16 protein-coding genes are annotated in these 15,427 nt (G+C 40.4%); 9 read left to right on the plus strand and 7 right to left on the minus strand.

All coding sequences use genetic code 11. The features are described 5' to 3' along the window. Positions 1–19: 19 nt before the first annotated feature. The 3 genes from EJ103_RS13630 to EJ103_RS13640 form a co-directional block, all read right to left on the minus strand. Positions 20–1,147, minus strand: coding sequence for a response regulator (locus EJ103_RS13630; protein ID WP_024033288.1), 1,128 nt, complete (start codon positions 1,145–1,147; stop codon positions 20–22). 49 nt (positions 1,148–1,196) lie between these two features. After that, on the minus strand, positions 1,197–3,188 hold the full coding sequence (locus tag EJ103_RS13635; RefSeq protein WP_126008164.1) for an ATP-binding protein: 1,992 nt from the start codon (positions 3,186–3,188) through the stop codon (positions 1,197–1,199). Between the two features lie 110 nt (positions 3,189–3,298). Next, on the minus strand, positions 3,299–3,790 hold the full coding sequence (locus EJ103_RS13640) for a GNAT family N-acetyltransferase (protein WP_126008166.1): 492 nt from the start codon (positions 3,788–3,790) through the stop codon (positions 3,299–3,301). 82 nt (positions 3,791–3,872) lie between these two features. Between EJ103_RS13640 and EJ103_RS13645 the strand changes: the two genes are divergently transcribed. The 6 genes from EJ103_RS13645 (at position 3,873) to EJ103_RS13670 (ending at position 9,364) form a co-directional block, all read left to right on the plus strand. Continuing rightward, entirely contained in the window at positions 3,873–4,445 is a 573-nt protein-coding gene (locus EJ103_RS13645) for a glutathione peroxidase (protein WP_004589433.1), read from the plus strand. 79 nt (positions 4,446–4,524) lie between these two features. After that, on the plus strand, positions 4,525–4,806 hold the full coding sequence (locus EJ103_RS13650) for a peptidylprolyl isomerase (protein WP_004589432.1): 282 nt from the start codon (positions 4,525–4,527) through the stop codon (positions 4,804–4,806). 55 nt (positions 4,807–4,861) lie between these two features. Next, a complete protein-coding gene (locus EJ103_RS13655; RefSeq protein WP_126008168.1) occupies positions 4,862–5,440 on the plus strand; it encodes a glutathione S-transferase family protein in 579 nt (192 codons plus the stop codon). 17 nt (positions 5,441–5,457) lie between these two features. Further along, positions 5,458–5,808, plus strand: coding sequence for a DUF2750 domain-containing protein (locus tag EJ103_RS13660; protein WP_004589430.1), 351 nt, complete (start codon positions 5,458–5,460; stop codon positions 5,806–5,808). A 153-nt stretch (positions 5,809–5,961) separates the two neighbouring features. Continuing rightward, positions 5,962–6,642 (plus strand): hypothetical protein, encoded by a 681-nt coding sequence (locus tag EJ103_RS13665; RefSeq protein ID WP_004589429.1) that lies wholly within the window; start codon positions 5,962–5,964, stop codon positions 6,640–6,642. 148 nt (positions 6,643–6,790) lie between these two features. After that, on the plus strand, positions 6,791–9,364 hold the full coding sequence (locus EJ103_RS13670; RefSeq protein WP_126008170.1) for a M1 family metallopeptidase: 2,574 nt from the start codon (positions 6,791–6,793) through the stop codon (positions 9,362–9,364). A 65-nt stretch (positions 9,365–9,429) separates the two neighbouring features. Here the strand turns inward: EJ103_RS13670 and EJ103_RS13675 are convergent, their stop codons facing one another. Together EJ103_RS13675 and EJ103_RS13680 are read right to left on the minus strand one after the other, a co-directional pair. Next, a complete protein-coding gene (locus EJ103_RS13675; protein ID WP_004589427.1) occupies positions 9,430–9,795 on the minus strand; it encodes a hypothetical protein in 366 nt (121 codons plus the stop codon). 63 nt (positions 9,796–9,858) lie between these two features. Further along, entirely contained in the window at positions 9,859–10,731 is an 873-nt protein-coding gene (locus EJ103_RS13680) for a hypothetical protein (protein WP_126008172.1), read from the minus strand. A 116-nt stretch (positions 10,732–10,847) separates the two neighbouring features. On the opposite strand from EJ103_RS13680, the gene EJ103_RS13685 reads away from it, so the two are divergent. The 3 genes from EJ103_RS13685 (at position 10,848) to yjjG (ending at position 13,027) form a co-directional block, all read left to right on the plus strand. Beyond that, positions 10,848–11,747 (plus strand): phosphoribulokinase, encoded by a 900-nt coding sequence (locus tag EJ103_RS13685; protein ID WP_004589425.1) that lies wholly within the window; start codon positions 10,848–10,850, stop codon positions 11,745–11,747. 63 nt (positions 11,748–11,810) lie between these two features. Continuing rightward, positions 11,811–12,353, plus strand: a complete 543-nt coding sequence (yjjX, locus tag EJ103_RS13690) for an inosine/xanthosine triphosphatase (RefSeq protein WP_126008173.1) — start codon at positions 11,811–11,813, stop codon at positions 12,351–12,353. Continuing rightward, positions 12,353–13,027, plus strand: a complete 675-nt coding sequence (gene yjjG / locus EJ103_RS13695; RefSeq protein WP_126008175.1) for a pyrimidine 5'-nucleotidase — start codon at positions 12,353–12,355, stop codon at positions 13,025–13,027. Before yjjX ends, yjjG begins: the two co-directional genes overlap by 1 nt. Positions 13,028–13,156: 129 nt before the next feature. Here the strand turns inward: yjjG and lpxC are convergent, their stop codons facing one another. Then, positions 13,157–14,068 (minus strand): UDP-3-O-acyl-N-acetylglucosamine deacetylase, encoded by a 912-nt coding sequence (gene lpxC / locus EJ103_RS13700; RefSeq protein ID WP_004589422.1) that lies wholly within the window; start codon positions 14,066–14,068, stop codon positions 13,157–13,159. A gap of 106 nt (positions 14,069–14,174) precedes the next feature. Continuing rightward, positions 14,175–15,422, minus strand: coding sequence for a cell division protein FtsZ (gene ftsZ / locus EJ103_RS13705; protein WP_004589421.1), 1,248 nt, complete (start codon positions 15,420–15,422; stop codon positions 14,175–14,177). Positions 15,423–15,427: the final 5 nt, after the last annotated feature.

Genomic DNA, 15,427 nt, shown 5'->3' on the forward strand with positions numbered 1-15,427 from the left:
AAGCCTTATTATGAGAGGTTTATTTTTTAAGTAACAAAGATAAATCTTGTTCAATTTCAGCAAAGGCGGCTTTAACTTGTTTAACCGACTCTTCTCTGGCAATTGAATTTTGAATAGTTTCGTCCACTTTTTTATAAATAAACACCTCTTGGTCTTCATCTAATCCCATTGTGGGTATGCGCACTTCAAGGTCTTCTTGTAATTGCTTGAATACTTTTTCGTTACTTTCTCGGTTTTCGTTTAGTAACCCAATCAAGCCATGAAACTTACTATGCACTGTGCTGGCTACATCATTTAGCTTTTGCTGCTGCGACTCAAGCATTTGCTTGGTCATAATTGCACGTAACTGCTGCTCAGTCACACTGACAATAAAACAAACGTGGTCACGAATACGCCCGTGTTTATCTGGGTCGTGATCTGGCATGTTCAGAATTAATAAGCTTATCATCTCGTAGTTAACTAATATTCGGTGAGAAAACTCATGTAAGCGACCTTTGTTTTTAAGCATATCAAACAGCTCAATTACAATAGGCGAACACACTCCATTAAGGGCAAAGTGCTCTATTGTATCGCCATGTCTAAATTCAACATTACTTTGTAGGTCAAACGTTTGTAAGCAGTCTATTAAGGCTTTACCTAAATCTTGCGGATTATTAATAAAACCAATGTTTTCAATGTAATTAACTATTTGCCCCATTTCGCTACTGTTTGCCATAGCATTAAATGCCGTAGATGTTGCATCTTCTACTTGTTTTTCAAGGCTTTGTTTTTCTATTAATACTTGGTTTAAGTTTTTAAGTTTTGATTTAAGCTCATCATGCCCAAACGGTTTTACAATGTAATCCTCAGCACCGACTGAGTAACCTTCCATACGCTCTTCAACCGTTCCTCTAGCGGAAACAAACATAACAATTATATGCGCGGTATTCGGATTCGCCTTTAATGCTTTACACACTTCGTAGCCATTCATTTGCGGCATACTTACATCAAGTAAAATAACTTGGGGCATGTAGCCTTCAACCATGGCTAAACACTCAGGGCCGCTTGTGGCAACTTGTAATTCGAAATCAAGATCTTCTAAAATTTCTTCAATAATTTCAAGGTTGAAAGGTTCATCATCTACAGCAAGAATTTTAGTTAAGGCCATATTTTCATCATCCAATTAAATATCATTTAAACATTACTTACACATATAATTAGCTATCTTGCACTGCTAGCTTATCATCGGCTAAATGCTCATCTAAATCTATTTCTAGGGGTACCTGAATCCTAATTGTTGCACCACCATCGCTATTATTACTTGCCGTAATTTCGCCTTGATGAAGTGCTACAAACTCTCTACAAAGCGCAAGCCCTAAACCAGTACCACCAGCGCCACTGTTCGTTTTGCTGCTTTGTACAAATTTAGTAAACACGTGCTCTAATTCATCCTCAGGTATACCTATTCCATTGTCTATTACATCAATAATGGCGCTATCTTGATCAGCCATTAAGTTCACTTCAATACGACTTTTAGGTTCGCTAAATTTAAGTGCGTTACCTAACACATTGCGCAATAGCTGATTAATTTGCTCTTCATCACACTGCACAACCACTGGCCCGGGTTTTGAAAAAACAATTTCAATTTCTTTTTCCATAGCCGTACCAGAGACATCATCAATACTGGTTTTTATAATACTTTCTATATTGTATGGGCGTGGATTAAATGGAAATTTCCCCACATCCAATTTTGATAAATCAAGTAAGTTGTTTAATAACGACAGTAAACGCTCGCCGCTGCTTTCAATACGCGACAAGTACTTTAAAAGTTTATCTTTAGCAAAATCGCCCGCTTCTAACTTACTCAAACCAAATCGAGAAAAGCTTAATATAGAGTGCATAGGGGTGCGTAACTCGTGCGACATGTTAGCCAAAAATTCCGATTTACTTAAATTGGCAGCTTCGGCCACATTTTTAGCGTGCTCTAGCTGCGAAGTACGAGCTCGCACTTGCTCCTCAAGTAGGTCTTTGGCTTCAAGGAGTAATTCTTCTTTTTGTTTTAAGTGAGTTACATTTTTAAATATAACCGCCAACGCAATTTCGCCATGGTGGTCTATTTCGTTAAACGAGCCAACCAGCGGAATATACCCGCCGTCTGTTTTTTGCAAACGTAGGTCACTACTAAATTGGCGGTTACGATTGAGTGTGCTGATTTTATTTTTTATTTCAGCACTTGATTCCTCATCTAAAAATTCAAATACAGAAAAGCCCGCGAGTTTGTCAAAGGGTAGCTTAAACAGCCTTAAGCAGGCATCGTTTGCTTCTATTACTTTGCCGCTGCGCTCAAATAACATAATGGCGTCAGGCGTATTTTTATAAATAACTTGTAGTAGGCTGTCTTTTTCGATTAATGCATCAACGGTATCTTGTAAACGCTCAACTAACTCAGCGTTACGGCGTTTTAAAAGCTCTGTTTGCCACAATTTATGTACCGATTGCAGCAGTACGCTATCGGTTAGAGGCTTTATTAAAACATCTTCAACCCCTTTACGAATTGCCTCAATCATTGAAACTTGCTCAGGGCGTGCTGTAAACAATAAGCATCGGCAATCTGGCTGAGACATTTTAATAGCAGAAAAAATATTTAAACCGGTGCCATCTTCAAAGCTAAAATCGCTAATTAAAATATCTATACTGTTTTCATTAGCCACTGCCACCGCTTCGGTTGCGCTGGTTGCGGTTAGCGTTTTGATATGCGCCCCGACTAAATTACTTTTCATTTTTTCAAGGCGCTCAGGCATATGATCAACAAGTAAAATAGTGGGGAGTTTTAAAACGTGGCTAGAGCCAAGCTCTAAGAGGTTTTCGAGTAATGAGGTAATTTCTTTATTTGAAAAAAACGGATAAATAACCGTTGCATCTGGGACTAACTTATTAAGCTCGCTAAAGGCGCTAAGTTGCTCACCGCTTTCGGCTTTAGGGGCAAGTAATACACAGCGGTCTTGTGAGATTTTTTGAGCTAACGACTTTATTACTTCACACGGCACTCCGTAAGCACCAATTACCAAGTCATACTGGCTGGTGTTAGAGTATAAATCAATCATAGAGTAATGAACGAGCTCAGCCTCACAACCTATTAATTCTAGTAAAACTTTCACTCTCATTGCGATAACACTGCTGCTATCTACAATTAAAATTTTTCGACTCATTAAGCCACACTATCGTAAACACTTTATATGTTAATAGCGTAGCCTATAATTTCTTAGTTGGTATAGGTTGTTAGACTTAATTTTGATTTTTTTACCGATAAGCTCCACAACTATTTTGGTAGATGCTTACCGAATATTGTTAAACTGTAGCGTGTGTTATCCATTACCGCGATATGAGGCAACTCACCCCATACGCTAAAACCAAAGTGCTTGAATAACTTAATACTTGGTAAGTTGTGGCTAAATATAAAACCAAGCAATACATCAATTCCTAGCTGTTTAGCCTCTATTTGGGCAAACTGCATCAGCTTTTTGCCAAGCCCTTTGCCTTGCGCCGCTTTGGTAATATAAATGCTCATTTCGACGGTGCCATCGTATGCGGGGCGCCCATAAAACGATTTATAACTTAGCCAAGCAAGTACTTGGTCATTTTCGCAATAAACATAAATAGGCCGCTTATCGGTGTGGCTATTAAACCACTCACGTTTGCTCTGTACCGATACTTCTTCGGTATCGGCGGTCACCATACGAGAGGCGATCGTTTCGTTGTATATTGCGACAATGGCAGGTAAATCTTCTATAGTGGCTAAACGTGTAGTCATAACAGCTTAATATTGTTGATCACTTTTGTGCATATTAGCGTAAGATAGACTAGTCAAACAATTATAAATTTAGGCGTTGAGTATGTTAAAAAAAACGATACTAGGGCTCAGTATTTTTATTACGAGCTTAGCTGCCCAAGCAAATGACACGTTACCCAGCAAACAACAGCAGCAACAATGTGAAGACTTTACAAATGTAGAGATACGTAAGCTGCGCTCAAAAGAATCCTTAAACTTATGCCAATTTAAAAACCGCCCGTTGCTCATTGTAAATACGGCTAGCAATTGTGGTTTTACATCTCAATTTGAGGGCCTTGAAAAAGTACACCAACAATACAAAGACAAAGGTTTAGTGGTATTAGGTTTTCCATCTGATGATTTTTTTCAAGAGGAAAACGATGAAAAAGACATAGCAAAAGTGTGTTTTATTAATTACGGCGTTACTTTTACTATGTTTACTACCAGCGAAGTTCGCGGCAGTGATGCAAATCCAATATTTAAACACTTAAACGCGCAAACCAGCTCACCTAACTGGAACTTTTATAAATATTTAGTTTCAGCTGATCGCAAAACAATTAAACGCTTTAACAGTAAAGTAGCTCCCAATTCAAAAGAATTAATTGATGCAATTGAAAATACGCTACTCATCAATTAAGTTTATACTGGTACTGCGAGTTAAAACTAACTAGACTGGCTTTAATGGTTAAATACACCAACTTTAAACAGGAGATTTTATGGCAGTGGCAAGTGCAAGGCACATTTTAGTAGACAGCGAAGCAGAGTGCTTAGATTTAAAAGCTAAGATTGAACAAGGCGAAGACTTTGCAGAGCTTGCAAAAACATATTCAAACTGTCCTTCTGGTCAAGACGGCGGAGCACTTGGCGAGTTTGGCCCAGGTATGATGGTACCTGAGTTTGATAAAGTTGTATTTTCAGCGCCAATTAATCAAGTTCAAGGCCCTGTACAAACACAGTTTGGCTATCACTTACTAGAAGTGACAAGCCGCTCAGAATAACGTTGACTTATCGCAACACAAAAAGCCGCTTATGCGGCTTTTTTTAGGAGCAATTATGAAACTTATAGGATCTAACCCTTCTCCATTTGCGCGCAGAGTAAGAATGTGGGCAGCCCAAAACAATGTTGACTTAGCGCTAGTAAACCTAGATATTTTTTCTGATCAAGACCGCCCTACCTTAGCCAGTAACAACCCAGGAAGAAAAATACCGGTTTTAATTGATGGTGATTTAACGCTAAGCGATTCAACCATTATTTTACGTTACCTTATCGCCAAGGCTGGTAAAACACCACTAAGCTGGTCGCAAGAGCACCTACTTAATATTATTAACGCCTGTAACGACTCGTTAGTAGAATTAGCACTTAGCAGACGCTCAGGGTTTGATACTAGCGACGATAAATTATTTTTTAATCTGCAAAACGAACGAATTGCTGAAACATTAAGCTATTTAAATAGTCATTTAAACGATGATGAATTTAAAGGCTGTGAATGCCTTAACATCAGTTTATACTGCCTACTTGATTGGATTTGCTTTCGTGAATTAACAGACTTTAGCCAACACGCTGCTTTAGTCAGTTTTTATAACGACTATGGCACGCGTCAAGCTGCAGTAAGCACCGATCCCAGACTCTAAACAAATAAGGTAAACACATGAGCGATATTGAAATTGAATCACAACTAGTTAGCTTTGTAGAAAAAGTACGTTTAAGCGAGCAAGTGTGGGCGTTAGGTGGCGACGACGGCGGCTTTGTAGTGTGCGAATCTAACCAGTTTGCCGAAACGGATGTACTGCTTTTATGGGAAAGCGAAGACGCAGCAAAAGCCCAGTGTAAAGAAGAGTGGCAAGAATTTACGCCTGTAGAAATTAATTTAGATGAATTTTTAGATGAGTGGGTAGAAGATTTAAACGAAGACAGCGCATTAGTTGGTTTAAATTGGAATGACGACCAAGTGTGTGTAGAAATAGAGCCTGTTGGCTTAGCACGCGCACTTAGCGAATAACTGCCACTATAAATTAAATAGTGAATACAACACCTGCTTTTTAAGTGGGTGTTTTTGTTTTGTAGCTAAAAACATAAATACTAAAATCGATACTCGCATGTTTATCTGTTTTAAGTATAAAATATAACATGTCATTAATTTCAAGGGATTACGTTGAAAACCCATCTTGGCCGCCGCCCTTTTTCAGCAATGGAACTGCATACGCTTTATAACGGCTATATTTATGGCGACTTTAAAGTAGCAAGAGAGCAAGCAAAGCATTGGCATTTTTGGTTGCCTTTAATTGCCTATTACAGTGGCGCATATAGCGATGAAATTGGCTGCTTAACGCTTGACGATCTTGAGCTTAAAAATGGCATTTTATGTTTTAATTTTCATACTAATGGAAAAATAAAAGCGCGCTTGGTTCCGGTGCATCAAGCCTTAGTTGATGCAGGGCTTAACGACTTTATTGCCTTTGTTAAAGCACATAATCACACACGTTTGTTGTTTGATTTACCGGCTAAGTCTGGCCGTTACAGCGAAAAAGTACGCATTTGGTTTACTGGTGAAGGTGAACGTGCGGGTTATTTGCAAAAATGTGCCATTCCCACTGTTGATCAACTCGGTATGAAAACCGCTATAAGCAGCCTACGGCTTAATTTTGAACAACAAGTACGTATTTACGCATTACAGGCTAATTCAAAAGACGCCTTTAATTATTTAATGGGGTTTAACGAATACCCCAATGATAAATTTGACGATACCGCCTTACTAAACAACGTAATACAGCAAATTCGCACCATTAACCCACAGCTGCATTGGCAGCGCTTTAAGCAGCGCCAGAGCCACTGACACTATTTGTTACTATTTTAAATCCAAGCAGCCACTTTATTAAATTACTCTCATAAAAAAAACTGCTAGGATATCTAAATCTCAATTTTTAAGGGCATAGAAATGCCTGTTTGAGTCAGTTTCTAACAACAACAATCTAGGGATCACTATGTTTTTAAAAAGCCTATTAACAGTAAGTGTTGCTTTAGCAATGACTACTGCCAACGCTAACGAGTTCGTTATCGAAAAGCTTGCTAAACCAAGTTCACAAAAGGTGTCGTTAACACTCGACCCAAGCCAAGACACCTTTACAGGGATGACAGAAATAGCCCTAGAAGTGTTAAAACCCACTCACTACATTGAACTTAACGGCGTGGCTTACGCTGTTAAAATGGCGCAGTTACTAGGCGATGAAAACTGCGACTTAAATAACGAAATGCTAAAAACAGAAAAAGTAAAATTTAGCTGTGATGAGCAAATTCAACCGGGTAAGTACACCCTAAAAATAGATTTTTCTGCGCCGTATAATCGCCAAAGTGTGGGCTTATACAAAACAATTGATCAGGGCACACCTTATTTATTTACTCAGTTTGAAATGAATGATGCACGCCGTGCATTTCCGGTATTTGATGAACCAAGTTATAAAATACCGTTTCAGTTGACGATTACAGCGCCAACGTCTCAAAAGGTTTATGCTAATACGCCAGAGCTTAAAACCACAGTTAACGGCGAGATGACGACGCATTACTTTGATAAAACGCCACCTATTCCTTCTTATTTAGTGGCTATGGCCGTGGGCCCTTTTGAAGAGCTTGAAATAAAAGACATGCCAATTCCAGGGCGTGTTATTACCCCGCAGGGTAAAATTCATTTAGCTGATTACGCAAAAGAGAACATGCCAAAAGTACTTGCTGCACTTGAGGCGTATTTTGGTATTCCTTATATTTATAAAAAGCTCGACTCGGTAGCAGTACCCGAGTTTCCTTTTGGCGCAATGGAAAACTCAGGCCTAGTAACCTACCGCGAAGATATATTACTGGTTGATTTAGCAGCTGCTACACGCAGTAAAAAACAGCGTAATGTGTCGATTATTGCTCACGAGCTTGCCCATCAATGGTACGGTAACTTAGTTACCATGAAGTGGTGGAACGACTTATGGTTAAACGAAGCATTTGCCAGCTGGATGGCGGCAAAAATTACTAAACAGCTTAATCCAGAATTTGAATCTCACCTTGATTTACCACAAAACAACGTAATGGCATTAGATGCTCGCTTAAGCACTAAGCCTATTCGTAAACCGATTAAAACCGAAGCCGATATTATGGATGGTTTAGGGCTTGCCTACAGTAAAGGCAGCGCAGTACTGGCTATGGTTGAAAACTGGATTGGTGAAGACGCATTCCAAAAAGGGATTCAAAGTTACTTAAAAAAATTCTCGTATAAAAACGCCGAAGCAGCCGATTTATGGGAAGCGCTAGGTAATGCTTCTAATAAAGATGTTGCGAGTGTTTTAAAATCATTTATTGAACAGTCTTCTTTTCCACTTGTAGATGTAAAACAAGACGGTAAAAAAATTACTATATCGCAAAGTCGCTTTGCTAATGCTGGTGTAGATGCACCCGCACAGCTTTGGAATGTCCCTGTTGGAATAAAATATGGCGCTGGTGATAAAGTAAAAACTGCGAGTATTTTACTCAATAAGCAAAGCCAAACCCTAACACTTGATTTTGAGCCACAGTGGATTTATCCCGATGAAGGGGCGCTAGGTTATTACCGCTGGGTAATGGACGATGCGCAATTTGATTCACTAATAAAACATGCTCCGCAAGCACTTAATGATCGTGAGCGCTTAGCGCTGCTCTCTGCCACTGATGCACTACTTGATGCGGGTGTAATATCGGCGGCTAAGTTAATGCAAACCTTAGAAGTATTTGTGAGCGATGATCACCCTCGTGTTGCAAATACAGCGCTGGGCTACTTGGTATCGCAAAAAAATACCTTTAAAGATGAAAGCAACGAAGCGTTATGGCCTGAGTTTATTCGCAGTGCAGTAATGCCTGCAGCTAAAAAATACTCACTTGAAGCACAAGCTGGCGAAGACGGTGCAGTATCGCAACTACGTGCGGGTGTTGTGTCCTTACTAGGTTTTGATGGTGAAGATCAACGTGTGATCAGCAAAGCAAAAGAGCAAACGCAAGTATACTTAAACGATCCGCAAAAAGTGGATCCGTATTTAGCAGCTACCTACTTAAAACTTGCCGCCTATAATGGGGATAAAGCCTTGCTTGATAAACTTAAGACAACCTTTAAAACCACTAAAGATCCACAAGTACGCACAAACATGCTGGCTGCAATGGGCTTTATGGGTAAAGCGCAGTTACAAAAGCAAGTATTAGCGTACACCCTAACCGACGAAGTCACCGCGTCTGATATGCGCACTATTTTAGCAGGTCAAAGTTATAGCGAGCCACGCCAAGCACTATTTATTGAGTGGATATACAACAATTACGACAAGGTAACACAAAGCTTACCGCCGTTTTTTGTGCCTAACTTACCGTACTTTACAACCGCGCGTTGTGATGAACAAAGTTTAGCAACCACGCAAGCATTCTTTAAAGATAAAATTGAAGAAACACCGGGCTACGCGCGTACGCTAAGCAAGCTTGAAGAAAGTACCCATGACTGTATTGCGCTTAAAGAGCGTGAACTGGCATCAGTTAATGATTTTTTAAAAAGCAAATAAGCTTAATTAAAAGTAAATATGCATAATTAAAAAAGCCGCTGAGTTATTCACTCAGCGGCTTTTATTTACCCGTTAATAATCTGTGTTAGCTTGGCAATAAAGTCTTTTGCTGCTTGCTCTGAGTTAATTTTAAAGGCCACACCATAGTGAATCGGCTGTGCACTTTTGTGAATACGTGTAGGAAAGCGTGTCATCTCGCTACTATGAAAATAACCTTGTACTCGTGTTACCTCATCAATTGTTGCAAAATCATCGCTAAACACCTCAAAGGCTGGGCGAATAATTATTTTGCCTTTACCCGCTTCGCTGTGGGTATAAATTGCTTCTTTAGAATTTGCTAACATGTACTCAGCAATGTTTTTAATTTTAAAGTTGCTTCTGCACTTTAACTGAATGAGCTGCTCTGTTAACTCATCTGCACTATAAGCCACGTGGTGATCCCTTTAATGTTTAATTGTGCATTACATTAGCCTATACGCGCTGCAAAGTCCGAATTATTTTACATCGCATACAAAGGCAAGTTTGTCGTTTTTATAACTCATTCGCGTTATGTTTGTCTCGCAATATGGGCTTAAGTTAAGCCATTGAGAAACCTCATCGCTGCCACTTAAATTACGCATATATACACGGTTTTTAACCGCATAAGCCACTGTATTAGCATCTTTTAAAATAAAGTCTTGTACTTGCTCTGGCAATCTAAGTAAATCTTCTACCTGTTTAGATTGCGGGTTAAAGCTTGCTAAAATATGCTGATCATTTTTTGTGTAACTAAATAAAAATGTTGCGGTTTTACTGTTATAAATAAGCGTACGCCCTATGTTACTTGCTACCACCTCGCCTTTTGCTGCAGCAACCGAAGTATATTGCAATGTATGTGGCTCACCTAAAATAAACATCACTAAATCGCTTTGAGCGCCCCAGGCGTGGTAGCCAACAGGTTCAATCCAATCAAAAATACGGCTTGGTGCTTGCTCAGTATCGAGTGGGTATTGCCATAGCTTTTGTTTGCTATCTTGCTCTACCACAATGGCCGATAAACTTTGTTTTGAGGGCATAACAGTGGGCGAATATTCGCTCACTGGCGTATTTGTTATGTTGCTTACTTGCTTGGTTGCTAGGTCATAATAGGCAATATCGGTTTGACTTTGCTCGCTTGAAATAACTTCATGGGTGAAATAAATACCCTGGTTTGTTAAATAAGGTTGGTTGTTATAGCTGTTTTTGTCGCTCACTATACTCACTTGCATACCGTAGGGTGTATTTAAATCAGCAAGTAATATTTGGCTTTTAGGCATGCTAGCCTGCGCTGTAGCAAGGCTTAGCGCCGCTAAAGAGACTAGCCCAAGCCATGGTTTAATAAGTTTCATGCTTTCTCTCGTTTTATTTTTAAGCACCTCATGATAACGTTATTTGCCGATGGCGTCACTTGACCTAAGTCAGTCAACTCTTTATAACTAACTTGGTCCTAAAAAAGAGAAAATACATGTCAGCTAAACATCCTATCATTGCTATTACAGGTTCGTCGGGTGCGGGAACTACCACTACCACCAATGCAATTAAACATATTTTTCGTAGCCTCAACATTGATGCGGCTTTTATCGAAGGAGATAGCTTTCATCGTTACACGCGACCAGAAATGGATAAAAAAGTACGCGAAGCACAACAAGAAGGTAAACACATAAGTTACTTTGGCCGTGAAGCTAATGACTTTGGCGCATTAGAAACCTTATTTGGTACCTACGGCGAAACAGGCCAAGGCAAGTTACGCCGATACTTGCATACCTTTGACGAAGCAGTGCCATACAATCAATTACCGGGGACGTTTACCCCTTGGCAAGATCTTGAAACAAACACTGATTTAATGTTTTACGAAGGCTTGCACGGTGGCGTGGTTGATCAGGATCATGATGTAGCTAAGCACGTGGATCTGCTTATAGGCATGGTGCCTATTATTAACCTTGAATGGATCCAAAAATTGATCCGCGATACGCAAGACCGCGGCCACTCTCGCGAAAAAGTAATGGACTCTATTGTACGCAGTATGGATGACTACATTAACCACATCACACCACAGTTTTCGCGCACCCATATTAACTTTCAACGTGTGCCAACGGTTGATACGTCAAACCCATTTAGCGCAAAAGATATTCCTTCGCTAGATGAAAGCTTTGTAGTTATTCGCTTTAGAGGAATTGATGACGTTGATTTTCCGTATTATTTACAAATGATTGAAGGCAGCTTTATGTCGCGTATAAATACCCTTGTGGTGCCAGGCGGTAAAATGGGTTTAGCAATGGAGCTGGTGCTTACCCCGCTAATTAAAGACATTATTGTTAAAAAGCGTGCTCTTGAAAACCTAGCCCCTTTAGATATACCCATTTAGCCCCTCTTTTATGATTTACACTTCTGACGTACACTGCTGCTTTTGCTAACAGTGAGGGAAAACGTGTCGCACTCATTAAAAATTATTGTGGGCTCTAAAAACCCAGTAAAAATTAACGCTGCAAAACATATTTTTGCAATGTACTTTCCTAGTTACGAAATTGATTGCCAAGGCGTTGATGCTCCCTCAAATGTTCCCGATCAACCAATTGGCGAGGAACAAACCCGTATAGGCGCACAAAACCGAGTTACTTACTGTAAAAGCATGTACCAAGCAGATTACTACTGTGCAATGGAAGGCGGTGCAGAGCAATTTAGCTATGGTGCAGCAACCTTTGCCTATGTTGTGATTAATAATGGCTCTGAGCAAGCGATAGGACGCAGCAGTAACCTGCCGTTACCACAAGTGTTATATAACGCGCTGCTAAGCGGAGAAGAGCTTGGCGATGTAATGGATAAAGCATTTAACACCCTTAATGTTAAGCAAAAAGGCGGCGCGATAGGGCTTCTCACAAACAATCATGCCACTCGCCAAAGCACCTACACCCAAGCGCTTACCTTAGCTATGGCTCCTTTTTTACACCCTAGCCTTTATCAGGAAAATTAATGAAATACAGTTATGTACTGTTTGATGCAGACGAAACACTATTCAGGTTTGATATTTTAGCGGGGATGACCCGCATGTTTAAAGCGTACAACATTGAGTTTACTCAAGCTGATTACATCCATTACCAAAAAACTAATAAGCAGCTGTGGATAGATTATCAAGATGGAAAAATTAGTGCCGATTACTTACAAGTAACCCGCTTTAACGAGTGGGCTGTAAAATTAGGGGTACCCGCTAAAGAGCTAAACGATGCATTTTTAGATGCTATGGCACAAATTTGTGAACCACTCCCCGGCGCAATCGATTTACTAAATGCACTAAAACCGCATGCACAATTGGGTATTATTACTAATGGCTTTGCCCGTTTGCAAGCCCTGCGCCTAGCGCATACCGGCCTTGAAAATATGTTTAATTGGCTGGTTATTTCGGAACTGGTAGGCATTGCTAAGCCTAACAAGGCTATTTTTGAGCACACATTTGAGCTTATGGGTAACCCAGACAAAAGCAAAATATTAATGGTGGGCGACACTGCCTCTAGCGATATTTTAGGAGGCAATAATGCAGGTATTGATACCTGTTGGCTACAGCACCCAGGCGAGCAGTTACCAGCAGGCATAAGCCCAACCTACACCATAACTGAACTGGCACAGTTACCAACAATTTTAGCGCTTTAAGCTGCGCGTTAATTATTAAAAATTAATAGTAATTAGCTGCAACTCGCTAATTTAAGGCAAAAAAAATGACGCTATTAAGCGTCATTATTTATAACTGTTTGTGAGCGTGTATTTTTAAAAAATACTAAATTAGGCCGTCGCTAATTCAAGGCCGGGTGCAGGCATCGTAACAGGCGTTTCAAATGTTGCCCACTCCCATGCTGACTCTGTTGCCATAATTTTGCGAAGTAACTTATTATTTAAATCGTGACCCGATTTATAAGCCGTTACTTTACCTAGTAGGTTATGACCTGTCATAAACATGTCGCCCACACAGTCTAATATTTTGTGTTTTACAAATTCATCGCTGTAGCGCAAACCATTTGGGTTTAGTACTTTAAAGTCATCAAGTACTACTGCGCTGTCCATGCTGCCACCAAGTGCTAGGTTATTAGCATGCATGTATTCAATGTCTTTCATAAAGCCAAACGTACGTGCACGGCTAATTTCTTCAGTAAAGCTTTGCGCAGTAATATCTAAACCAATGCGCTGGCGGCTTTCATTAATGGCCGGGTGATCGAAGGCAATTTCAAAGTCGATATGAAAACCATCATATGGTTCTACTTCGGCCCATTTATCGCCTTCTTCAATACGTACTTTTTCTTTTATACGAATAAAGCGTTTCGCAACATTTTGCTCTTCAATGCCGCCTTTTTGTAACAAATAAATGAACGGTAATGCACTACCATCCATAATCGGCACTTCTGAGCTGTCTAATTCAACAATTAAATTGTCGATACCCATTGCAGCAACCGCTGCAATTAGGTGCTCAGTCGTTGATAAGCGAACGCCATCTTTGTTAATTAAACAGGTACACAGTTGCGTATCACCAACGGCTTCAGGTGTTGTTTCAAAATCAACAACCGGATCAAGGTCGACACGACGAAATACAATCCCGGTATTTGCGCTCGCAGGTCGGAGAGTTATTGTGACCTTCTCACCTTTATGAAGTCCAATTCCTATGGCTTTGACTACTTGTGCAATCGTACGCTGTTTAATCATAGGTTCGCTCACTTTTAAATCAGTTACAGTTAGACGGCGGAGTTTAACATAAATCCTTTTGCCTTTCAATATTTGTACATATTTCAAACAAAAGCATTAGTAAATGTTAATCAGCCTGCTTACGTAAAAAAGCCGGAATATCAAAATAATCTCCGCCTTCTGATTTATCCGCTTTTTTACTGTTTTGCGCTGATGAACTTGCCGTGTTGCTTGAGCTTGTAGATGGCGCTTGTTCTTTGCTTTCTACTTGCGTGCTTGGCGTCGTTTCTTCAGTGCTTGTGCCTTGGCTTGCAAAGCTTGGTACGTACATGCTGCTAGATTGGTTTGATGAACTTGCTACATCAGAACCTGATGCCTTTTTAAAGCCGTTATCAACAATACCAAACTGCGGACGACGATCGCCGCCTAAACCCGTAGCAACAACGGTTACACGTAACTCGTCGCTCATTTCTGGGTCAATAACCGCACCTACAACCACAGTTGCATTTTCAGACGCTAGCGCTTTAACGTGGTTACCCACAATTTCAAATTCTTCAATCGCAATGTCCATACCCGCGGTAATATTAACCAAAATACCTTTAGCACCGGTTAAATCAACGTCTTCTAGTAATGGGCTTGAGATAGCCGCTTCTGCAGCTTCTTGAGCACGATCTGGGCCTGATGCAGAGGCTGTGCCCATCATGGCAGTACCCATTGCTGACATTACGGTACGTACGTCGGCGAAATCCACGTTAATTAAACCAGAACGTGTAATTAGCTCCGCAATACCTTGAACCGCACCAAAAAGTACATCGTTTGCTTTAGCGAAGGCATCTAACAGTGTAGTCCCTTTACCTAAAACTTTAAGCAATTTATTGTTCGGAATTGTAATAAGTGAGTCTACAATTTCTGACAATTCATTAATGCCTTGTTCAGCAGCTGCTGCGCGCTTTTTGCCTTCAAAGTCAAAAGGGCGCGTTACTACAGCAACCGTTAAAATACCTAATTCTTTGGCAATTTTAGCAACCACTGGTGCAGCACCAGTACCTGTACCACCACCCATGCCGGCAGCAATAAATACCATATCTGCGCCTTCAAGGCTGGCACGAATTGTTTCTGCATCTTCTTCAGCCGATTCGCGGCCTACTTCTGGGTTTGCACCTGCACCTAACCCTGAGGTTATTTGCGTGCCTAGTTGTACGGTAATATCGGCAGCGGAATTACGTAATGCTTGCGCATCCGTATTTGCGGCTATAAAGCGCACGCCTTCTATTTGTTGTTTTACCATGTGCTCAACAGCGTTACCGCCGCCACCGCCCACGCCAATTACCTTAATTACAGCTTCTTCGCTGTGTTGTTCCATCATATCAAACATGTTTA

It is taken from the genome of Pseudoalteromonas sp. Xi13 (genome assembly GCF_003952205.1).
In the GTDB taxonomy this organism is placed as follows: Bacteria; Pseudomonadota; Gammaproteobacteria; order Enterobacterales; family Alteromonadaceae; genus Pseudoalteromonas; species Pseudoalteromonas atlantica.